We start from the raw sequence: 22,719 nt of genomic DNA, 5'->3' as shown, positions 1-22,719 counted from the left end.
AAGTGTTTTTTTAATTGGCGCCTTATATTTTCATGCTATATTGCTTCAAAATTTCCTCTTCTTGTGACAGGTCCTTTGCCAAATAACCAACTGTGCTGAGGAAACCGGGTGGAAGCGGTATATAAGAGCTCACAGCAGCGGGATTTTCTGATTTAGCTATATCCACTCGATTTTGCTCTTCTTCCACAAGTCTTTTCTTAGTTAGTGAATTTTGAGAAAAAAAACCAAACTTAGATGATGTTGTTTGTGCCAAACTTTCTTGACTTACCTTTTTAGGGTTATGAGCGAGTATTTGTTCTAGATTAAATCTAGGAATAATGAGCTCTCCATCTCTCCAAGAAATAGCCCCACTCTTTATAACAGCTTGCTTATCTTCCATGCTCACTAGATTACCTTTAAAAATATAATTGGACATAAGAAAATCGCTTAGACGTATGTAATCGCTAGAAGAAAATTGTGAGTTAGTCTCACTTCTGTTATTAAATCCTTCGTTGGTCGGCATTTTAAAATCAGTTTCCCCAGAGGTTTGGTCTATTTTTCTTCTCTTTGCTGAGGGATTTTGAGTGTCACTGTACTTTTTTTGAAAGGTAGATCTTCTTTGCCAAAAAATTTCTTTTCCAGACACCATAACGGTTCCATCAGCGTAAATTGTAGCATTACGCAAGGCTTTTGTAGGCACTACTTCTCTATTGTTTTCAAAAAGATATTGACGTTTCAAAAAGGCCCCTTTACTAATCGGATTTTCGGTGCCGATTCTAAAGTACTGAAATACTTTTAATTCCCTAAGTTGTAAAACCGTTGGATTATCAGCATAATCCAATGGCCTCTTATGGGAGGCTCTATCGGAGTGTTGAATAATGGGTTTACCTCCAACTGTAATAGTCCCATCTGGGAATAAGAAGGCATTGCGCAAAGAATGTCTATTAATAAAAGATTTATTATCGCTGCCTTCAAAAACATAGTTACGTTTTAGAAACGCATCAACAGTAATTTGATAGCCTCGAATTTTAATTGTATCGTACAATGATAAATCATTAATTTTTATGTACGCTCCGTCAGCAGTCAGATGTTGCGGGTGTAAGGTTGAGTCATATCTAGGTGTATTGGACAGAAATAATTTTGTTTGCATAGAAATACTTAAATTGAGTTTTAAATTTGGACTCTTGTGTCATTCAAAACACTCTGTCCCCAAAAGTTTTTGCGGTAACCCTCTTCGGGTAAAGTGAGTGGCAGTACGCAATGCTTGTTTCCGGTCGTTTATACCATATTTCTCCTGCATATTGTTTATTGTAAATTTCTAATTTGGAAACATTTGCTTTCTTAAATACGGCATACGTCCCATTTATAATTTAATCAGTGCTTAATGAAATACATTTGATCCACCTTAAATGGCACGATGAGCTTCCTGTTATCTATGAAAAAAATGGGGTCAGGGCTTGAATTTTGCACACCAATGAGGGTCAGGCCTTGAATTTTGAATTAAGGTTTTTATTAGTTTATAGTTGCAATTCAAAATTCAAGGCCTGACCCTGAGGTACTATCATTCTTACGAATATATAGGTCTGAGTTTTTAGATATGATTTCAGCAATATATTGATTTAATTCATGAGGTGAGTAAATGAAAGCAATTGATATTGATTTGGTTTGAGCCTCATAAATTAAATCCTCGCGAGATGGATTCATTATTTTTTACTCCTTAAGAATTAGAGCTTCGTAGCTATATACCTGCAAAACTCACTATAGACATACTGATAATCTTATTTTAATAAATAATATGTCTATGACATGTCAGTTTTGGAATTAACTAATGCAGATTTAATACTCAAAAAATCATGCCGCCCCACTTACATTATAGCCAACTCAAAGCCTTTTTATAGAAAATAATTGGTAAACACCTTCTGTAACATTTACTTATGGAGGTAACTGGTTGATCATATAACTGATGATTTGTTAAGAGCTTTAGCTAATCAATTAGAAATAGAATCAAATCAATCAAGCTATCATAATTGCTTGTCTTGCATGCGCTGCAGAACAGTCTTTGCTTGGGTTCTGATGTTTTTTTGTTTTTCGGCCCCAAACTTATCCCACGTTGCAAACACATAAGCCATACGTTGATTTCCACGCAGTTTGCTTTCATTGCGCGCTAGAAAATCCCAATAAAGCGCATTAAATGGACAGGCCGTGTCACCAGTTATTTCATTGGGGCTGTATCTACATGTTTCGCAATAATTACTCATGCGTTGTATGTATTTTCCACTAGCAGCATAGGGTTTGCTTGCCATGATACCCCCATCACCAAATAATGCCATGCCAAGAGTATTAGGCATTTCCACCCATTCATATGCGTCCGAGTAAACCGCAAGATACCATTCCTGCACTTGGCGAACATCCAGACCTGCAAGCAATGCGAAGTTACCAGTAATCATAAGACGCTGAATATGATGAGAGTATGCATGGTCTCTTGTATGGCGAACTGCTTCGCTGATACACACCATATTTGTTTCTTCACCCCAATAAAAATCGGGTAACGATAATGTTGCATTAAAATAATTAAGATCTGCATAAGCTGGCATATGGTGCCAATAAATACCCCGCACATATTCTCTCCAGCCAAGGATCTGTCGTATAAATCCCTCCACTGCATTGAGCGGTGCTTTGTTTGCATGATATGCCTTTTCTGCTTTCTGGCATATTTCCAACGGTAATAATAAGCCAGCGTTAAGATAGGATGAAATCAGCGAATGGTACAGATAAGGCTCTCCCAACATCATTGCATCCTGATAATCGCCAAAATAGGGAAGTACTTTGTCGATAAAATGTTCCAGTTCCATCAGTGCTTGAGGACGTGTAACGGCATAGTGGAAGGGAGTAAGAGTACCAAAATGATGTGCAAATCGCTTTTCAACCAGTTTTAGAATTTCCTCGGTAATCTCTGATTTTTTATGGGTTAAACGTTTTGGAATAGTCATGCCAGATTGGGGTGGCTTACGGTTTTCTTTGTCATAATTCCACTCACCACCAACTGGTTTGCCATCTGGATCCATCAGTATGTGATATTTTTTACGCATCTCACGGTAGAAAAACTCCATGCGAAACTGCTTTTTATCCGCTGCCCATATACTAAATGCAGTGTGGTTGCATAAAAAGCGATCATCCTCTAAAATCTCAACGGGAATACCCAGCAAGCCTTCCCATTGGGCCATCATCTCAAGTACTCTCCATTCGCCTGGTTCGGTGAGAATGATTTTTTGCGGTTTGAGCTCGTTGGCTGCGCGGGCGATTTCACCATTAAAACTTCCCGTATTAGCCGGATCATCTAATGTAATGTATCGCACTTTAAAACCTTGCTCTTGAAGTGTCTCAGCAAAGTGGCGCATAGCGGTAAATAAAAAAGCAATTTTCTTTGGGTGATGTGGGACATAAGTGGCTTCTGTTATCACCTCACACAAAAAAATAACATCACTGTGTTTATCTGCTCCTTTTAAGCTTGCGAGCGATTCACTAAGCTGGTCAGCAAGAATAAGCCTAAGTATTGACAATTAATTAACCCCATGTAGCGATGACAAAGAATGGCTGAATAGAAGTATCTTACAACAAACCTGCATAAAAAGTTAAAAATCATGCAGCGTTAATCTTGTAGGCACTGAGAATTGAGATTTTTTTCAAAATAAATTTGGGTCATTTTTATAAAAGCTTGAGAAGCTGAGTCAAGTGTTTTATTTTTAGCAGTAATGATCTACCAATTTTGGTCAGCACATATATAGGGTCAGGCCTTGAATTTTGAATTTTATGGTTGTTATTGGCTCATAGGTGCAATGCAAAATTCAAGGCCTGACCCCTATGTGTTACAAAATTCAAGGCCTGACCCCTATGTGTTAGCGCTCCATCAGGATTCATCGCTTTATTGACTGGTTGGTTTACATCTGAAGTAGGTAGACAGCCTTGGGTAGTCTACGGGTTAGTGAAAACTCATGATGTTGTATCACAGGTCTCTCCGAAACAGGTTCTAAATGGATTTATGGTTATTATTATTACATATGGCCTAATTTTTGGTATCGGTTATTTGAGCTTTTTCTTTAGGATGATAAAAAAAGGGCCGGTTATGAAATCAAGAAAATTAGCCAATAACTCAGCACAACAAGAGAGGCATTATGGATAGCCCAACACTTACAGTATATATTCTCATCTTTACACTTTTAATTTATTTAATTCAAGACGGTCGAGCTTTAATGTTATGTGTGTTTGCGCCATTTAATACAAAAAAAACCGCGTAAGTTATTTAACGATATCCTGCCTAGCTGGGATGCAAATCAAACATGGCTTGTTTTTACAATTGCCGGGCTATATGGCGGTTTCCCAATTTTTTTTGGTCAATTAATGAGCCAACATTACTCATTCTTCTTTGTTCTGTTACTGTTGTTGATTTTACGCGGCGCATCTATTGAGTTTTATATCAAAAGCTCCAAATTTAAATATTTTTGGCTATTTTCGTTATCTATATCATCACTTCTGATTCTCGCCTGTCATATTGTTCTCTGCACTATTTTAATTAGTCCTTCTTATTTCTCAATAGTAGCATTATTCGTCATTGCAGCGTTTATTTTATGGTTTAACTTCACTCAAGCCTATTGTTTTTTATTTTTTCTTAATCATTACGACAGATTGAGCCTTGTGCTTGGTCTTTTCCTTACCTCAACAATTTTAATGAATGTGTTTGATGTTTCGGTTTGGCAAAATCATTTAACATCTTTAATCTTCTTATTTGGTGTGGCATTTTTAATAAGCTTTTTAACGCTGTCAATTTTTACTTATTCACCCAGATGGTTTAGTAAAATATTGTTATATTACCTTTTTGTAAGCAATGCATTTTTTATCATACAAAAGCTAATCCCCGACCTAATAATGCTAGATTATGGTGAACTAACAAGTATTACAAAAAATTCATCCTATCTAATGATTAACGCATTTTCAATTGTTCTTCTGCCTCTGGTTGCATTAGGTTTAGCGAAGATGAAAATTGTTTTTTCTAAAAACCATGATGAGATCTCATATTAATTATTTAAATGTGATTCAACAGCTTTTCAGATGGCATCCGCATTAAGTCGCTAATTTATAAAACGATAGGGTAAGAAGGAATAAAATGTTACGGCATTCATTAGAATCACAAATGCCACGATTCATCAAGTGTTTTATTGGTGGCTTTTCTATCAATTATTCCAGGCTGATTGGTTAAAAAAGCGTTTAAAGCCCATCTAATGACTGGAAATGCCAACTGTTCCCAAGGTATTTTGTTCTTCTTAAACAAAAGTACCTCACTACTCTCAACACTACTTTTAAACTCTGGCTTTGACATAGTGGCAGCATAAATAATATGAATTTGATTAATGCCTGTCAAAGAGTAGGTTCCGATAAGATGAGAAATATCTATTTCGACAAAGGCTTCTTCATAAGCCTCTCGCTGGGCACCTTCCTCTAAAGACTCACCATTTTCTAAAAAGCCAGCAGGATAAGTCCATAAACCCAACTGCGGTTCAATAGCACGCTTGCATAATAAAAATTTATCTTCAAACGTTGTCACTGCACCAACAACAATTTTGGGGTTTTCGTAATGAACAGTTTGACAGTAATTACAAACTTTTCTAACCCTTGTGTCATTGTGCGGGGTTGAAAAAACGATTGATTGATGTCCACATTGACTGCAAAATTCGGTGTTTGAATCGTGCTCTTTTATCATTTAAATTCAACCTTACAGTAGCCATTTTTTTTAAACCGATATGTTGCAAAAATTTTATAAACTCGATTCATCAGAGGTTTTAAAACAGGTAAAGATGCTATTTTAGCAAGATAACGCCAGCCTCGTAATTCCTTCCAAACAATAATAAATGCATCGAGGGATGTGTGCATGGTCCCATGTTCGTCTTCAACGTGAAAAAACATTAATCCGTTTCTAAGGCTAAATCCTCTTTGAGTTAAAGGATTTGAATCTAAAGTAATATCGCACCATGTAAATTTATCAGAAGGTGCAATTTTTTTATAGTAAGCAATCTCTTTACTGCATAGACTGCATTTACCATCATAAAAAACGGTTATCAAAAAATTTCTTCTTATATTCTAGTTGTATAAATCCTATTATAGCAAACTGCTCCTTGGGGGTTAAAAAATAATTTAACTGGGATTGTGACATTGCATAAAACTAACCACTAGCCTATTATTACAGCGGCATGTTATTAAAATTGTTTTTAATTATAAGGATAGTAAAATGAACTCTTTTAGAAAGTTATTTTTAGTGGCTATGGTTTCCTTATTTAGCTTGGTGGCAAATGCAGGTACTACTGTAGTTGACATCGCCGTGGGCAATAAGGACTTTTCAACTCTTGTTTCTTTATTGAAGAAAGCTGATTTAGTTAAAGCTTTAGAAGGCGCTGGTCCTTTTACAGTTTTTGCTCCAACTAATGAGGCATTTGCAGCCGTTCCTAAGGCCGATCTAGACGCACTTTTAGCTGATCCCGAAAAATTAAAGGCTGTATTGCTCTATCATGTGGTTAGTGGAGACATTACCTCTGATAAAATTAAACCAGGTATGGTTAAAACACTTAGTGGGCAGGATGTCGATATTACTGTTAAAGATGGGAAAGTATATGTAAATAATGCTGAAGTTGTAAAAGCGGATGTTAAGGCTTCAAACGGTGTTATTCATGTTGTTAATCAAGTATTGCTGCCCAAAGAGTAACTCCTGAAAGACGGCGCTCATTTAGGAGCGCCATTTTGATACAAGACTTAGCTTATATTGACTTGATTTTTCGCCAAACAACTATACATGACGCCTAAGTTACTCTTTTAATCAGAGTTATTTGCAATGCTTTGTTGGTAAGCGCTCAATAAAATGACCTGGTTAGGAATGCAAGCGATCTATTGATCCGCTTAAACTTCAGTGAACAATCAAGTGCGGTGGGCTACGCTACAAAGCTGTTTGACAATCAGAAAATAAGCTGTCAAATTTAACTTCGATAAAAAACAGAGGCATGAATCCAATGGAACTTTCCTTAGAAAAAATTTTAAATAATGAGCCGTTCAGCCTGAGCTTCCTTAAAATCTTGTTAGAAAATAGTTACGACTCAATCATAATAACCGATTGTACAGAAGATACATTGATCATTTATGCGAATAAAGCATTCAGCAGACTAACTGGATATGAATCTTCGGAAGTAATAGGAAAATCGCCAAAAATATTGCAAGGTTCAGATACCGATAGGAACGTTATTGCTGATTTAACTGATTCCTTAAAAAATAATTCTCCCTTCGAAGGTCAGGCAATTAATTATAGAAAAGATGGCACTTCTTTCATCATGAACTGGCGTGTACTGCCTTTGAAGATAGATAACCAAACAAAAGCTTGGATTGCCATACAGCGAGAAATAGGCTCTTCTGATGGCGTTGTTGTATAAATGGGTTTGGTAACTATTTTGGCATGGTTCAAAAACCAAATATTTTAGTGAACACTAAGCGTGAAAAATACTGCCCGAACGAGTTAGACTTCGGGCTTTAACTTGGCTAGGCAGCTTGAAGGAGTCCCCAAAGAATTCATTTTGTTAAGTACACTGCAACCAATCATGGCCTCTTATTTTTGTCTTTCAAAATCTCTGGTATGCATCGTATTGCCAGTATTTTTTGATAAAGCATTGCAATCTCAGATGGATTTCTCTTTCCACATTGCCTTTGTTCTTTGGAAACTTCTTTGGCATAATCAACTATTGAAATTCACAGGTCACGCATCCATAATTTTTCTTCCTAATGCATTAAACAAGCTACTCTCCATTCAATCCTAGGCACAGCGAGGAGAATGATGCGCTAGAAATATTTTAGTTTTAAACGAGATGATTTGAACGCGTATTTTTTTTTTGTCTGTTATCAAAGGATTTAATTTATGAAATTATCTATTGCCATAGTGGGCGCAGGTTTATCAGGATTAACAATTGCAAATGTTATTGGCGACCATGCTGAAGTTACTGTTTTTGAGAAAGCCAGGGGCGTTGGTGGGCGCATGTCTACCCGATACGCCGACGAATTTTATTTTGATAATGGTGCACAGTTTTTCACTGTACGCAACAAACATTTTAAACAATTTCTCGCTCCGCATTTTTCTTCTGGTTTGGTACAAGAATGGCAAGGGAAAGTTGTAACTTTTGAAAAGGGCAAGAAGATGACTGACCGGATATGGTTCGAGCCGCACTATGTCGTCACGCCTGGAATGAACAATCTTTGTAAAAAACTGGCTGAAGATATAAAGATTAATCTTAATTGTGATATTGCGCCTCTTGGTGAAAAAAGTAAGCAAGGCTGGGAGTTGTTCGATAAAAATGGAAGTGGATTGGGTTACTATGATTGGGTTATTTCAACAGCACCACCTGTGCAAACGATACATCTTTTTGATAAATTTTTGCCTCAGGACTCGATCTTAAACCAGAGTAAATTTTTGGCTTGTTATTCTCTCATGTTTGGATTTCATAAAAAATGGGGGCATTCATGGATGGCTGCAAATATTTTGAATAGTCCTTTGGAATGGATCGCCGTTAACTCCACTAAGCCAGGGCGCAACCACAATCTAACAACATTGGTTGTGCATTCCAGTAATAGGTGGGCACAAGCGCATGTAGATGATGATTTGGACAAAACAGAGTGTTTTTTACGTGATGAACTGCAGCAAATTTTAAAATTTGATATAAGCGATCCGGACTATTTTTCCTTGCATCGATGGCGCTATGCTTTGCTGGATAAGCTAAATGGTGACAAAACAAAAAATGAATCTTATTTTGATAAGGTCTTACAATTGGCATCTGTCGGTGATTGGTGCAGCAGGTCACGCATAGAAGATACGTGGCTTAATGCACATGAGCTGGCCCTTAGAATAGTTTGCAATTTAACTAAATAAATTTGAGAGCATTAAAGCCCGTGTCACAAAAATTATATAGACGTTAGTTTCATGGCTCTTCAAGATAACTCTATATCAACTGAACCCATGATGGGTATATGAAATATCATGAGTAGCACGCCGTAATGAAAAGCAGCAAAATAACAACTATCGTCGCGTTAAGACGCAAGTGAAAAAACCATAATGGAATAACTTTGTTGCGATAAAGTTCCAGATCAAGGATAAGCAGATACACCAATGGGGTCAGGCCTTGAACACCAATGGGGTCAGGCCTTGAATTTTGAATTTAAAGATATTTATTAATCTTTTAGTTTCAATTCAAAACTCAAGGCCTGACCCTACTTATTTTGTGCAGAATAGGATAAACCTGTGGTAAATCCCCCTGAGTTAGTTATCAATTATTAAGATCAACCAAATCTTTCTCTTTTAAAATTACCAATGGTATTAAAAAAAGACATAGGAACACTATATTTAGAACAATATTCATCACCAATCCGGATGCATATGAGCCCAATGAATCAGTAAGGAACCAAATTATTAAAGCTGACAACATAATCTTACGTATAGACTCATTAAATATTTTTGGATGAGAAAGGCAAAACATCATCCAGCCCCAACCAATCATGACACCTCCAAGGACGGCATTTAATGCTCGGGATGTTGAATCAAAGTCGATGTTTGAGGCATATGAGTTTAAGAGATTAAAAAGTTCTCTCCAAAAAAAGTCAGTCGTAGGGTAACTTGCAAGTAAGCTTGTTATACCAGTCATTATGGTAAAGATGCATGCTAATCTAAGCCAAAGAAGGTAAAAATTCATAGTGAAGTTGTCGATAAGTTGGTTATTTAAAATTAATTATAGTAGGAACTTGAAGCCAACAGCCATGTGGGTATATTTATTTATATTGTTTTTAAAGGATTAGGTGTCCCAAAACCCAATGTTTTTGCACATTAAATCGATTAATTAGACACGGATGTCTATTAACTCTTAAAAAGTGAAATTGTAGATCTTGCAATGTCAACAAATCCATCTCTCTAATTTATGAATTAGAAGATAACTGTTAATTTGGTATAATTAAATTTCAAACTGATTTATTGCTTCATCACGTTTCTTTAAATGCTCCTGAAGTAACTCTCCTTCTCCAGGTGAAATGGAATTATGGATAAGAAACTATTACCAAGACATGCTGCTGGCTCATTTGAATTAGAGGGGGTACTGGGGGTATTACAGGAATGTGTTCCTGTAATGATTTCTTGGAGATGTACAAGGTTGATAAGACCTATCGTGTTCAATCTCCCGAGAGTATTGACCCTGAACAGACAAATCCCAATGCAATGTGGGTTATCATGCCTATAAGTGATGTAGGCTCGCAGAGTCCAATAGTTTCACGCATTCTTTTACAAGGAAGTGAAATTCTTAAAGCAGCTTGGTTTGAAAAAGAGATTGATAAGGATGGAGTTATATCTTTGCTGCATTCTTGCAAGGAAGATCTTTTGGTTTGTGATCAAATTGCTAAAAGGGTAAGGGCCGAAGTAAATAAAATAACATTAAAGCTACAAACTCAAGGCGTAACTTCTGAAAAAGGTCGTGCTCTTAATCCATTTCCTCACGTGCAAAATTTAACAAGCGAGTGTGATAGCTTTTTAATAAAAGCGAAACGAGTTGTAAAGCATATATGTACGTTACCTTTTATTTTTTTGAACTTTCAAGAGAAGATAATAATTTCGACCATCTTATTGTTTCACTATCATCCGTGCTTGATAACGACTCTGTTTTCTTAAAAGAGTTTATTCTTCCAAACGCTCCTTATATTAGGCGAATCATCGAGTTACGAAATTTTCAAGAACATCCAAAAAAACACAAAAAAACAATAATTGAAAATTTCAGGTTGACTCCAAATAATAAAACTATTGTAGTTCCGCAATGGAATATAACAGGGGAAGAACCATATCCAATAACAGAGGAAATGGAGGCAATTGTAAATTCTTTACTGGAAGTGGCTGAAATAATGTTTATCAATGTCGTAATCCATAACATTAAGAAAGAAATTCCTTTTGTGATTGAGAGAATACCGGATGCTGATATAAATCTGGACGCTCCAATAAAATTTAGACTTTCGATTGATATAAATAAGATTTCCTTGCCCAAATAGGTACTTTTTTGATAGTCAAATTTTTTCGCTTATTCATTGATCTTGATTAATTGTTCGTAAATCTAAAAATAACCTAACTTAGAAATAACTACATATATAGGGTCACATATATAGGGTCACACATATATAGGGTCACACATATATAGGGTCACACATATATAGGGTCACACATATATAGGGTCACACATATATAGGGTCAGGCCTTGAATTTTGAATTTTATGGTTGTTATTGGCTCATAGGTGCAATGCAAAATTCAAGGCCTGACCCCTATGTGATCGGGAGTTTACGCGATGAGTAGGTAGCCTATTGAAATATAGGATTTTTTTTTTTCTATATGCTATTTTAAACGTTTATCAAAACCCCAAAAGGAAAAGAATAATGATTAGATTAAGGACGACTCTTATTGCCGTTTTGGCTGTGGCAAGTGCGCCAATAATAGCAAGTCCCCAACCCTTTGCTCAGGAAAAAGTCAAAACAAACCGTTACTGGTTCCCTAAAAAATTAGATTTAAGCCCCTTGCGGCAGCACAATGCCACTTCTAACCCGATGGGGGAACAATTTAATTATGCTGAAGCGTTCAATACACTAGACCTGCAGGAGGTTAAAAAAGACTTAGCCAATATGATGACCACTTCTCAAGAGTGGTGGCCAGCCGACTATGGTAATTATGGCCCGTTAATTATCCGCATGGCCTGGCACAGTGCTGGAACCTATCGCATCTATGATGGTCGGGGCGGAGCCGGCGGCGGCCAGCAACGATTTGCTCCGTTAAACAGTTGGCCGGATAATGCAAACTTGGATAAAGCTCGGCGGCTTTTGTGGCCTATTAAGCAAAAATATGGAGCTAAAATATCATGGGCGGATTTAATGATATTAGCGGGTAACGTCGCTATGGAGCAAATGGGGTTCAAAACACTAGGCTTTGCCGGTGGGCGCATTGACGATTGGGAACCTGAATTGGTCAATTGGGGTGTTGAAGGTAAATGGCTGGCCAGCAATCGAGAAACGAAAGACGGTAAACTGCAAGAACCATTTGCAGCAACGGTCATGGGACTTATCTATGTTAATCCTGAAGGCCCTAATGGCAAGCCAGACCCAGTCGCTGCTGCAAAAAATATCCGCATTACTTTTGGGCGTATGGCAATGAATGATGAAGAAACGGTTGCACTCATTGCCGGGGGGCACGCATTTGGAAAAGTTCATGGTGCTGCACCTGGTGCTAAACACGTTGGACCAGCCCCTGAAAACGCTCCTATTCAAGCACAACAATTTGGCTGGAAAAACTCATACAAAACTGGGAAAGGCCCGGATACAATCACCAGTGGCTTAGAAGGGGCTTGGACCGTGACCCCTGATAAATGGAGCCATAATTATTTACAAAATCTCTTCACTTTTAACTGGGTTCAAACTAAAAGCCCAGGCGGGCTAACCCAATGGAAGCCTGATAATAAAGCAGCTGAAAACTTAGTTCCCGATGCTTTTGATCCGAACAAAAGACATGCGCCCATGATGTTGACTACGGATCTGGCGTTAAAATTTGATCCGAAGTATAAGAAAATTGCTGAGCGCTTTAAAGATAATCCAAAAGAATTTGACGAAGCCTTTGCAAAAGCCTGGTTTAAGTTAACTCACCGCGATATGGGGCCTCGCTCCCGCTATCTTGGTTCTGAAGTGCCTAAAGAAATCTTTATCTGGCAAGACCCAGTGCCACCAGTGGATTATACTTTAGTGGATAGTAACGACGTCAAGGCGCTTAAAGTAGAAATCATGAAAACCGGTCTGACCATCCCTGAGCTAGTAAGAACGGCATGGGCATCGGCTTCCACCTTCCGAGGGACAGATATGCGCGGAGGGGCAAATGGTGCAAGACTTCGCTTAGAACCGCAAAAAAATTGGGCGGTTAACAATCCACAAGAGCTTGCAAAAGTGCTCTCAAAGCTGGAGGAAGTGCAGCAAAACTTCAACAAAGCACAAACCAATAATAAAAAAATATCTTTAGCCGACCTCATTGTCCTTGGTGGTGCGGTGGCAATTGAACAAGCAGCCAAAGACTCCGATCAAACCCTGGTTGTACCTTTTTATCCCGGCAGAACGGATGCTAGTCAGGAGCAAACCGATGTAGAGTCTTTTACCTGGTTAAAACCAGAAGCGGATGGCTTCCGTAACTATTACACCAGCGAAACCAAAACTTCACCAGAGGAAATGCTGGTTGACAAAGCCAGCATGCTCAATCTGACCATACCTGAAATGACTGTGTTGGTTGGGGGCATGCGCGTACTCAATGCAAACTACGATCAGTCAGAGTATGGAGTATTGACCAAGAAACCTGGCACTTTGAGCAATGATTTTTTTGTGAATTTATTGGATATGTCAACGGTATGGAAGCCCTCATCCTCCAAAGGCCAATTCGAAGGTCACGACCGCAAAACGGATAAGGTCAAATGGAAAGCTACCGCTGTGGATCTGGTTTTTGGCTCAGACTCAGAACTCAGAGCCGTTGCTGAAGTCTACGCGACTCAGGACAGTCAGAAAAAATTCCTCAAAGACTTTGTAAAGGCTTGGTCTAAAGTCATGACCTTAGATCGATATGATCTAAAAAACAAAGGCTAGTCACTGCATATATAGGGTCAGGCCTTGAGTTTTGAATTTTATGGTTTTTATTGGCTCATAGGTGCAATGCAAAATTCAAGGCCTGACCCCTATGTGGTAATACTATGTGGTATATAAAAAGTCAAAAAGCCTAGACCTAACCCCTATGTGTGACCCCCTATGTGGTAATATAACGAAATAAAATCGATAATTGTGACACTGTAAATACTAGGTAACTCAAATCTTTGCACCCACATAACTTTATTCGATGAGGTTAACTTATTCAATAAACGTATGTAAATTACCCCGATTTATTAGAGTTGTTGATTTTCCTGTGGGTGACGGAGTAGGGTAGTGAGTAAATAACCCCCCCCTTTTTTATTCGAAGGATGAGGACAAAGGAATGTCCCAAAATAATGTTTTTAAGTCATTATGAATTTGACGATATATAATTAAGAATGAACCTACATGGTCTTTGCGCTGGAGCCACCTTAACTTAAAGGTTACAGATGGAAAATGTTCGTAGATTTAAATTTTCAATAAGTTCGCAGCATTTAAGTAACTTATTTTCATTTTATCTTCATCGTTCAATTGTACTGAATCCAACCATTTACTTGCTTTCAAATTATCTTCATAAGGATAGTCAACTGAAAACATTATTCTATCTGTACTCACGGTAGAAATTGCATGCATCAAAGAAGGAGTATCAAAAAAACCGCTTGTTGTTAGGAAGATATTAGTATTGAGATACTCTGTAATTGTTTTTTTACATTCAATTTTTTCACGCCAACCTTCTTCCTTTAGTCGATGATCAAGTCGCCAAGCCCAAAATGCAAGCATTTCCCCCATGTGACCAATGATAATTTTAAGGTTAGGATACCTATCGAAAAGTCCTGATAGCATTAAGCGCAAAACATGTTCAGCTGTTTCAATATGAAATCCCCATGCTGAGCCATGTAATGCTGCGTAAGGTGAATATGTAGCTATTCTTTCTTCAGGGATTCCTCTAGGGTGTATATAAACTGGAATGTTATTGCTATGAATGTATCCCCAAAACTCATCAAAAGCTTTTTCATCAAGATATTTTGCCGGTGTATAGTTACTACTATCATAACCATTTATAAGGCAACCAACGATTTCTTTAGCACCTTGAATGCGTTCAAGTTCTTTGATTGCAAGTTCTGGTGCATAAGTAGGTAGGCATGCAAAGGCGCGAAATCTATCAGGGGATTTATTAACGCAGTCTATTAAATAATCATTCCACTTTTGGGCGCAAGATTCTAATTGCGCTGCTATCGCTAATGATTGTAATCCTGGAGTGGTTACAGAAAGCACTGAGAGGGCAATTCCAGCTTCATCCATACTCTCAATTCTTAGTTCATGAATATCTTTTAAACGAGCTAAGTTTTGACTAAATTCGAAATGGCTTTTGTGTTCTAAAATTAAATCTCGGCCTGGGACAACAATCGCCTCCTCTAAAGCAATCTTTTTCATTTTTAATCTCTTCCCTTGAGGATATAAAAATAAGTTTAGCCTAATTTAGGAGTACAATTAACAATTTTTATAGCGCTTTGTGTGTTCCCAGCAAATGCTCTGATGAATTTGCTGATATTTACGTTATTATTTATGCTTTTAAATTAATAATTAATTTCCGGGTAAACATCAGGATCGGACGCTGGGCTTACTGCCTAGCCTATGCTTACCAAAACAAAAAAACATTAATTGCTAAACCGGTATAGGAACAAAATAATCATCAGATATCGGGGCTAAAGTTATCTACCTTCTGATTCTCCGGTAATTTCTCAAGTATTTGATTAAACAGCTCCAGGTGTTTCTTAATCACATTTTTATAAAGCCTGGAAGTAGTCAATGCGCCAATATCAGTCTCAGTTAATTTCATTTCTTTTGGTCTGTCTTCAAGCTTATCTTGCATATCTAAAGCATAAATCAGTTTATTTACTGCTGCTATTTTTTGTTCAGCACTATAGCCAAATTTAAGCGTAATTATCTTTGTACGATGATGAGCTGCAAAATCGTGACTCCCTGCTTCGGACATGCGCTTAAAAACATAATCTTGCAAATCTGCTTTAAATTTTTCCTTTGCCTGGCTAGAAATAGAGGGTCGATCGGTTTGGGGTAGGGATGTCTGAGGTGGGCCTTCTGTCTGAGATGCGTTTACTCTGGCCTCTACAGCAAGCTCTTGAGAATCGTTTAGGTGGACATTAGTATCTTCCTGTTCTTTTTTCTGTTTCTTTCCAGTGGTTGAATCCTGCTCAACTCTTTCTTCTTTAGGTGAATGCACTTTATCTAGTAATCTTTTTGCAGCGTAAGCAAGATAGATGTTATAACTGGTCTCATCGTTATCAATAAACAACATTGCGTCCCGTTTTTCACAAGCCTCGTCACAACCTCGCAACCATTTCTCACTAAAAGCATCAAATTTATCAATTAGATTCTGATTGAGTTCAGCGGTCTTACGATCCCCTAACAAACGCGCTCTTATTCTTGATTCCAGCAATAATTGTTGCAGATCATGAGGGGTTGGTTGATCTGAGGAAATCTCCATTTTTCTTCCCATAAGCATTTGGTAAAATTTTATAAATTTATCATTTTGTGAGTATTGCATAATATTGGGTGGCGGAATAAAAACATAATTTAGCTTATTGTTTTCATCATAAAGCGGAATTCTTAAACTGTCTTCAAAGAGTGCTTTACCATTACCCTGCAATAATTTTTTGAGATATAAAACACAAAGGGCACCGGAATGGCTTTGATCCACCTGCTGTTGAGGGGGGCGGCCCTTATCAGAGAGCAAGTCTGCTCTAGGAGAGAAAAAGGTAGCCGCGTTTAATCCTTTATCTGTATGATCTAATATTTCCTTTGGAAGTTTGTCGAACCCCCATTCTACTGGTTTAATAATTTCATGTTTGGTAATTATAACGGCTTCAAAATGTACATTGCTCCTTTGGCTACGCACATTGTTTGTAAATACATATCCAACCATCTCATCTTCACCAAGGGACTTTTGGATATCGAGCATTTCATCGATTGCTTGCTCTTTTGTTAAGCAACAAGTGTGCATTTTAGAGGCAAAGTCTGATCTTAAACGTTTTATTCTTCCTTCTAATTTGGCTTTAGCTTGAGCAGATAAATTTGTTTGGCAAAAATTCTCAATCTCAAGTATTTGTTCTGATTTTAGATCTTCCTTTAATCTGTTATTTTCCAGAAATCCTTTAGATTTCAGAAAACTATAAAGCTCATTTAGCTCTTTAGTTAAAAGGTGTGCATGTGACTTTGACTTATCAGAATCACTGAATTCGCATATTTTTAAAAAATTATAGTATGGAAACGTTTTAGCGGTAACTGCATCAAGTTGAGCAGCAAAACCCTTGATATTAGCTTGTAGGACAGGCGTATTAAAATCTCCATTTCTTATCAAACGGATCCCAAGTTTGTTTCTATAATAAGCAAAAATCTCCCCCAGCTTTACATAATCAAGGGAGGTTTCATGCGCATCAAAACTCGGGATTGCTCCAATTGGCGAAGCCTGGAATTGTGCCTTTCGTTTAGATTTTTCTCTCATGATAACTCCGTGGAAAGAAATACTTTGGAATAAGATGATTTTTTGGATCATCCGAATTTTGGATTTATGATAATTAGTATAGTATTTCTAATCGAAGTTCGAGCAACACGTATGCACTATGAGCAAATATTGATGTTCAAAAATTTAAATGATGGCTGTGAATAAAATCAGTTTCAAAAAATGGAATACCTGAGGACGACACTATATTTGAGTTGGGCAAAAACTTGTTCTCCCATAAGTTTCTCTTAAAATTAAACAAAGCTTAGCAAGCGTAGGTTGATCTGAAGATTTTTTGATAATTCACTAAGATTGTTAGGCAAGGAACCAAATTAGAAAAGATCTATGAGGGCATTCAATTGCCTTTATTTTGAATTAAACTTAGTTCTAAAGTGATAATAACTCTAACATAAGGCATTAATTTTTATGGCTGAAGAATTCAAGACAACGAAAGAGATTCATTAAGGGGCGTCCTATTTATAAAGATGGGGATTTGCATTTGGTGAAAAAGATAATAGTTTCTCTCCGAAAAATTAATAAGAATCAGTTCTAGTCTGCTAAACTATCCCAAAGAAGATCTGGACTCAACCATAGGAGCATCCAGAATTTTTTTAAATTCGGGAACTAAAGAGAGCAATTCACGAATTTTTTTGAAATTATCATTTGTAGCGTTTTCAAATGTATCCAGAATGTTTAAAACATAAAAATTATCTTCTCTATCTCTATCATGGGCTTTAATTAAACCTTTAATTTCTCTAATTTTTTCAGAAATATGCTCTATGTCGTGAGAATCAATCTGCTCTACAATCGCTTTGATACTTTGCACTACATCAGGAGTTGTGTTGTCCTTATTGTTAAGTATAGGGCTATTCAGTACATTGAGGACAGCGAGAATATTCTGGTCCCGTTCGTTAGCGGGTATTTTTATAATATTCATGTGGCATTTTAGCTCCAATTGCTTTTTATGCTCAGTAGGAGCAGAGATTCGTTTAATATGTTCTTCCATACAATGTTCTAAAATTTCATTTCTTTCATATCTTGCTTTTTCAAGGGCACTTTTATCTCCCACTATGAGATGGGGATCTGCGCCATTTCTTAATAAACTATTTAATGCATTCGTATTATTAGTAGTTTCTATTAATATATTCAAAGGGGATATATAACCCCAATCTCCTTCAATAATTTGATTGACTGAATTTTTTTCAAAAACAGTTTTTCCATATAAATTGGCTAATTCGGTTTTATCTAAAACAGAATCAAAGTAATTGCTCAAACGTGCAAATTCAAAAGGATCAATTTCATTGAAATTCTTTTCTTCAACTGTTTTATAAAACGCATGTGCTTGCGCTTCTTTTGCATTATTTTTAATATCAATGTCACTGGGGTAATGAGTATATTGAGGACGGGTTTTTAAATCGAGAATGCTCACCCTGTCAAACTCAAAAAAAGTATTTATTTCTGGAGGCGCTCTAAAAAAAAGTTGTTTATAAATTTCTTTTGCTGCTTCAATTTGTCCGCTTTGACTTCTTAAATTGAATTCTCTGGGAATGGTTTCTTTCCCTGTTTGCTTGTCATAATTTGAATCAAATAGATATAAAGTCCCATTCTTGATTCCAGCAGAAACTACATGATTATGACAGTGAAGGGCCATTCCTTTTTCCAGGCTCTCCAATTGACCCAATAAAAAAGCAAGAGAATTGATGGTAAATTGTCCTTGATAAAATTTTTCCTCGCTTAATGTGTCTACATAAGTATGCCACATCTTTTGATGTCGACTAAAAAAATCAGGCACTGTTATTAATTCTTTTGGTAATTCGATATCGTCAATAGATAATGGCTCTTCAGATAAGAGCTGTTTTTCTCGAAGTATCTGCTCTCTTACGGCCAGTTTTGAATTAGCTACTTGTCGTTTTTCATGATTCAATTTTTCTCGATCCATTTGATACATTCTGGTTAGTGAAATGGCAACTTCAAATTTTGATTTTAACCCTTCACTTAATTGTTCAACGGAACAATCCCAATAAACAATGTCTGAGAATAATTCATAATATTTATTCTCTTTATTTTTTAGCCATAACTCTAACCAAATTGCAGACAGTCCATTACAATGGCCTTCGTTTAGGGCGTCAATAATAGCTGTAATATCCTCTTCCTTGTAGTCATCGGGTTTAAGCTGATTTTGTATTTTTAAATATACAATAAATTGATTTAAAATATGCGCTTGCCTCCAGGACGGCCCAAAAACTCGAGCGGCAGCTTCTCTGAATTGGGAGCTTTCAACATCAGCAACGCATTGATAGGGTATTTTACCCTCTTTATTTCTTATAGCATAACTGGCGGCGAAACCTCTTTCATAAGCTTGGCTTGCTCTCATGAGCGATAGATTTCCTGACTTTATCAGATGATGGAATAGTGTATTCCCCTCATCATCAACTAACTTGGGTAATTCTTTTATATGTTTATTTTTTGCTAGAATATCTTGAAGCTTGTCAGCATCTTGTTTTTTTATTAATTCAACAATTTCTTTATAAAGTTCCTCATGCGCCATAACTCGTACCAACCAGAAGGATAACACTCGCGAAATATATTTTTTAAATCGATGAGCATTTTTTAAACAAAAATTAATTTAAATATAGATAGACAACGCTCTATGTGCAAGTAACTAGCACCATCCCTTAATGTCCATGAAGAATTAATGGCATATGTTTATTGATGCTAAATGCTGTTATTTCCATTTTGGACTAAATTAATTTCTAAAATTACTCTTTCTCAGATTAGATTATTTAAATACAATCTGCCCGCTAATATTTATTCTTCGAAAACTTAGTCATTGAAAAGCTGTCACAGCTCAAGAATTATAGCGCAAGAAATGCCCTAACAACCTCACATCATCGAGAGTTTCAATTCAATATATAGATGAATTTAATAGATTTGGAGAAAAAACATGTTTTTTAAAAAAGAGACTAACGCATTATCAACTAAAGTTGAAATTCAGGGTAAATGGACTCCCTTTCCAACATACTATAATCTCCCCAACAAAAAAGTGTTACACGTCTTTAAGGATTATGAGAAAAAGAAAGTAATCCTTAAAATCTTTTTAGCTACAAATCTGGAGACAGCAATTTGTGAAAAGGATTTTGATGACTGTTTTTATCGCTTTAACTTATTGGGTATCTTTCAAGATGGTTCTATCTTAGTCAAATTAAACCAACAACTCATAAAAATTTCTGCTGAGGACTTGAGTATTATTTCATCCCAAGAATGCCCTTTTAGCCGAAATTTGGTAGGATTGCTAGATAATGATAATTTTTTTGTGATTGATTTCGTCGAGCATAAGCGCCCCTATTTTTTATTCATTTATGGCTGGCATGAAGATAAGTTTATCCCAGTACATCAAGAAGAACTGAAAACGCAACCTAAGAAGAATCTTGGGTATTATGATACGGGAGAATTTACCAATGTAACCTCTTTGGGACAAAATCGTTATTGCTGTCATATTCATAATTCGAATCCATTTGAATTTACGCTATTAATTCTAGAAATTAATTCCCAAACTAATAAAGTTAAAGAATTAAATCAAATTCAATTGGGAGCACCTGATACTCAGGGAGAAATATATCTTTTAGGAGGAAAGTATCTTGTCTTTCCTAATGGGTACCTGCTTACCTATTATCCACACCACGATGGTCTCCAAATATGGGATCCTGTAGCTGGATCGTGTATCAAACAATGGAATTGGGGTGACCTTGATCTACCAAATAATTTTAATCTTCGAAATATAAAGATGGCGGTTTTTCCGGATTCAATACACTTATTAATCCATATAAATAATAACTTATTTTTATTTAATACCCATAATTTAACAATGCAAATCATTAAGGACGCCGGTGAAGTAGAGAAATTCCTTGAACTTCATATATTGACAGGTGGTGACGCTATGGTGGCTTTTAGAAAAGGCGATGAACTTAATGTCTCATCCTTTGTTTTGCCGCAAATAAAACATGAGAGAGATGCCTTTGTCGACAGTCAACTTTTTTTTAGATTGGCAGCTCGTCGAGCAAATATCCCCAGAGAATTGGTTGATTTGATTCTTTTACAAACGATCACTCCCGATGCGAAACATCTATTAGCGACAAAGTTAACTGATATAACAGAAATCGAAAAAGAACAATGTTCACTAACAGAAAGCTACAAATATTAAAAGGATAATGACGTTTGGTATCTTAGCAAGTTGTTTGATACTCTGGCAGGACCATAGCATGAGCCGCATTGTGTAGTTCAGTCATTGCTTTAGCTGCTCTTTCTTCCACTGCTTCTTTAGAGACCTCATCAGGCAAAAGAAAGGTATTACTAACCCAGACGCCAAAATCTTGATTCATCTGCACATAAGGACGTAGTAACTGGTTATATTTATTAAAGGCATGAGCATAGTTATCTCTAGCTGCTTGTAATTCCCCTGCTAAAATATAAGCGCCCACTAAGGCTAAACTTGTTCCTTGGCCGGACAAAGGTGAGGCGCAATAACCAGAATCACCAAGGAGGGCAACTCTTCCTTTAGTCCACGACTTCATTTTTACTTGCATTATCGCATCAAAATAAAAATCATTACTTTGTTCCATAAGGTCAAGTATTTTATTTGATTCCCAGCCTAGATCCCTAAAGGTAGTGCGAAGAAATTCTTTCTGTTCCTGTTCATCGCGAATATCATTTAATTGGTGATTAGAACGAAACATAAAACCAGCATGCGCCCTAGTTGGGGTCCGATCGTTACTTAGATGGATAAGTTTTTGATCCAATTCAAAAAGAAGCTCACTCTTATTTAAATTAAGATAATTAGGTATGCTACATACACTAATATATGAACCAAGAGAAACCAAGTTATATTCTTCTTTAGAGAAAATCATTCGTCGGGTGGATGAATGTAAGCCATCAGCTCCTATTACTAAGTCGTAGTGTTCAGTAAGGCCGCCATTGAAGATAACTTTTAACCCGTCTTTTTGCTGTTCTATTTGCTCTACAGTTCGATCATAATAACAAGGAATGTCTTTAATTAACTGCATTAAGATCTCAATTAAGTCGCCGCGAACAAGCTCAACCTCATCTTCTTTTCTAAAACCAAACTTTGCCCCTTCTTCTTGATGCAGGATATCGCCCTGGACATTTACATAACAGCCATTTTGTAACTGAGTCCGTTTCGCATAAATCTCTTCATATATGCCCATCTTTTTAACTAAACTCGTGGCAATTCCACGAATGTCGATCGCGTAACCACCTTTTCTCATAGAAGAATTTTTTTCAATTAGTGTGGGTGAGAAGCCAAATTTTTTTAGCCAGTAGCATACAGCAGGGCCGGCGACACCGGCGCCAATTACTAGGATTTTTTGTATTTTGGACATGGGTTTTTCGTTAAACTATAATTTTGTATGATAATTGATCGTAGTGATAAAGACAATTCAAGGAATTTGTGCTT

General features: G+C 36.7%; 15 protein-coding genes and 2 pseudogenes. 9 read left to right on the top strand and 8 right to left on the bottom strand.

Annotation, left to right across the window (positions count from 1 at the left end; genetic code table 11):
- Positions 1–22: 22 nt before the first annotated feature.
- Together ACWTE2_RS28100 and ACWTE2_RS28095 are read right to left on the bottom strand one after the other, a co-directional pair.
- The gene (locus ACWTE2_RS28100) at positions 23–1,129 is read right to left on the bottom strand and encodes a hypothetical protein (RefSeq protein ID WP_454785381.1); all 1,107 of its coding nucleotides are present in this window, start codon (positions 1,127–1,129) and stop codon (positions 23–25) included.
- Between the two features lie 871 nt (positions 1,130–2,000).
- Positions 2,001–3,539 carry a cryptochrome/photolyase family protein gene (locus ACWTE2_RS28095; protein WP_454785380.1) on the bottom strand — a complete coding sequence of 513 codons (1,539 nt, stop codon included), beginning with the start codon at positions 3,537–3,539 and terminating at the stop codon, positions 2,001–2,003.
- A 344-nt stretch (positions 3,540–3,883) separates the two neighbouring features.
- Here ACWTE2_RS28095 and ACWTE2_RS28090 point away from each other — a divergent pair.
- Positions 3,884–4,159 (top strand): annotated as a pseudogene (locus tag ACWTE2_RS28090) (cytochrome ubiquinol oxidase subunit I); the annotation flags it as partial.
- A gap of 77 nt (positions 4,160–4,236) precedes the next feature.
- Positions 4,237–5,055, top strand: coding sequence for a cytochrome d ubiquinol oxidase subunit II (locus ACWTE2_RS28085; RefSeq protein ID WP_454785379.1), 819 nt, complete (start codon positions 4,237–4,239; stop codon positions 5,053–5,055).
- Positions 5,056–5,374: 319 nt separating this feature from the next.
- Here ACWTE2_RS28085 and ACWTE2_RS28080 read toward each other — a convergent pair.
- Together ACWTE2_RS28080 and ACWTE2_RS28075 are read right to left on the bottom strand one after the other, a co-directional pair.
- A pseudogene (locus ACWTE2_RS28080) lies at positions 5,375–5,734 on the bottom strand (NUDIX domain-containing protein); the annotation flags it as partial.
- Positions 5,731–6,093, bottom strand: coding sequence for a thiol-disulfide oxidoreductase DCC family protein (locus ACWTE2_RS28075; RefSeq protein WP_454785378.1), 363 nt, complete (start codon positions 6,091–6,093; stop codon positions 5,731–5,733). The pseudogene ACWTE2_RS28080 and the gene ACWTE2_RS28075, both read right to left, overlap by 4 nt.
- Before the next feature lie 166 nt (positions 6,094–6,259).
- Between ACWTE2_RS28075 and ACWTE2_RS28070 the strand changes: the two genes are divergently transcribed.
- From ACWTE2_RS28070 to katG, 6 genes are all read left to right on the top strand, one after another.
- Positions 6,260–6,730 (top strand): fasciclin domain-containing protein, encoded by a 471-nt coding sequence (locus ACWTE2_RS28070; protein WP_454785377.1) that lies wholly within the window; start codon positions 6,260–6,262, stop codon positions 6,728–6,730.
- 292 nt (positions 6,731–7,022) lie between these two features.
- Complete coding sequence (locus ACWTE2_RS28065) at positions 7,023–7,445, top strand: PAS domain-containing protein (RefSeq protein WP_454785376.1); 423 nt, start codon at positions 7,023–7,025, stop codon at positions 7,443–7,445.
- 479 nt (positions 7,446–7,924) lie between these two features.
- Positions 7,925–8,929: an NAD(P)/FAD-dependent oxidoreductase gene (locus ACWTE2_RS28060; RefSeq protein WP_454785375.1), complete on the top strand. Its 1,005-nt coding sequence runs from the start codon at positions 7,925–7,927 to the stop codon at positions 8,927–8,929.
- 1,344 nt (positions 8,930–10,273) lie between these two features.
- Positions 10,274–10,708, top strand: coding sequence for a hypothetical protein (locus tag ACWTE2_RS28055; protein ID WP_454785374.1), 435 nt, complete (start codon positions 10,274–10,276; stop codon positions 10,706–10,708).
- Complete coding sequence (locus tag ACWTE2_RS28050) at positions 10,681–11,079, top strand: hypothetical protein (RefSeq protein WP_454785373.1); 399 nt, start codon at positions 10,681–10,683, stop codon at positions 11,077–11,079. The genes ACWTE2_RS28055 and ACWTE2_RS28050 overlap by 28 nt, the downstream gene beginning before the upstream one ends.
- Positions 11,080–11,458: 379 nt before the next feature.
- On the top strand, positions 11,459–13,690 hold the full coding sequence (gene katG / locus ACWTE2_RS28045) for a catalase/peroxidase HPI (protein WP_454785372.1): 2,232 nt from the start codon (positions 11,459–11,461) through the stop codon (positions 13,688–13,690).
- A gap of 507 nt (positions 13,691–14,197) precedes the next feature.
- Here katG and ACWTE2_RS28040 read toward each other — a convergent pair.
- The 3 genes from ACWTE2_RS28040 to ACWTE2_RS28030 form a co-directional block, all read right to left on the bottom strand.
- On the bottom strand, positions 14,198–15,163 hold the full coding sequence (locus ACWTE2_RS28040; RefSeq protein WP_454785371.1) for an amidohydrolase family protein: 966 nt from the start codon (positions 15,161–15,163) through the stop codon (positions 14,198–14,200).
- 259 nt (positions 15,164–15,422) lie between these two features.
- Positions 15,423–17,252 carry a hypothetical protein gene (locus tag ACWTE2_RS28035; RefSeq protein ID WP_454785370.1) on the bottom strand — a complete coding sequence of 610 codons (1,830 nt, stop codon included), beginning with the start codon at positions 17,250–17,252 and terminating at the stop codon, positions 15,423–15,425.
- Positions 17,253–17,811: 559 nt separating this feature from the next.
- Positions 17,812–19,797, bottom strand: coding sequence for a hypothetical protein (locus ACWTE2_RS28030; RefSeq protein WP_454785369.1), 1,986 nt, complete (start codon positions 19,795–19,797; stop codon positions 17,812–17,814).
- 396 nt (positions 19,798–20,193) lie between these two features.
- On the opposite strand from ACWTE2_RS28030, the gene ACWTE2_RS28025 reads away from it, so the two are divergent.
- Positions 20,194–21,450 carry a hypothetical protein gene (locus ACWTE2_RS28025; RefSeq protein ID WP_454785368.1) on the top strand — a complete coding sequence of 419 codons (1,257 nt, stop codon included), beginning with the start codon at positions 20,194–20,196 and terminating at the stop codon, positions 21,448–21,450.
- Positions 21,451–21,472: 22 nt separating this feature from the next.
- Here ACWTE2_RS28025 and ACWTE2_RS28020 read toward each other — a convergent pair whose 3' ends face one another.
- Positions 21,473–22,645 carry a tetracycline destructase gene (locus tag ACWTE2_RS28020; RefSeq protein WP_454785367.1) on the bottom strand — a complete coding sequence of 391 codons (1,173 nt, stop codon included), beginning with the start codon at positions 22,643–22,645 and terminating at the stop codon, positions 21,473–21,475.
- Positions 22,646–22,719: the final 74 nt, after the last annotated feature.

This window comes from Legionella nigrisilvae, from assembly GCF_977063395.2.
The sequence above is the reverse complement of the archived record's forward strand: the minus strand, read 5'-3'. Positions and strand labels throughout refer to the sequence as shown.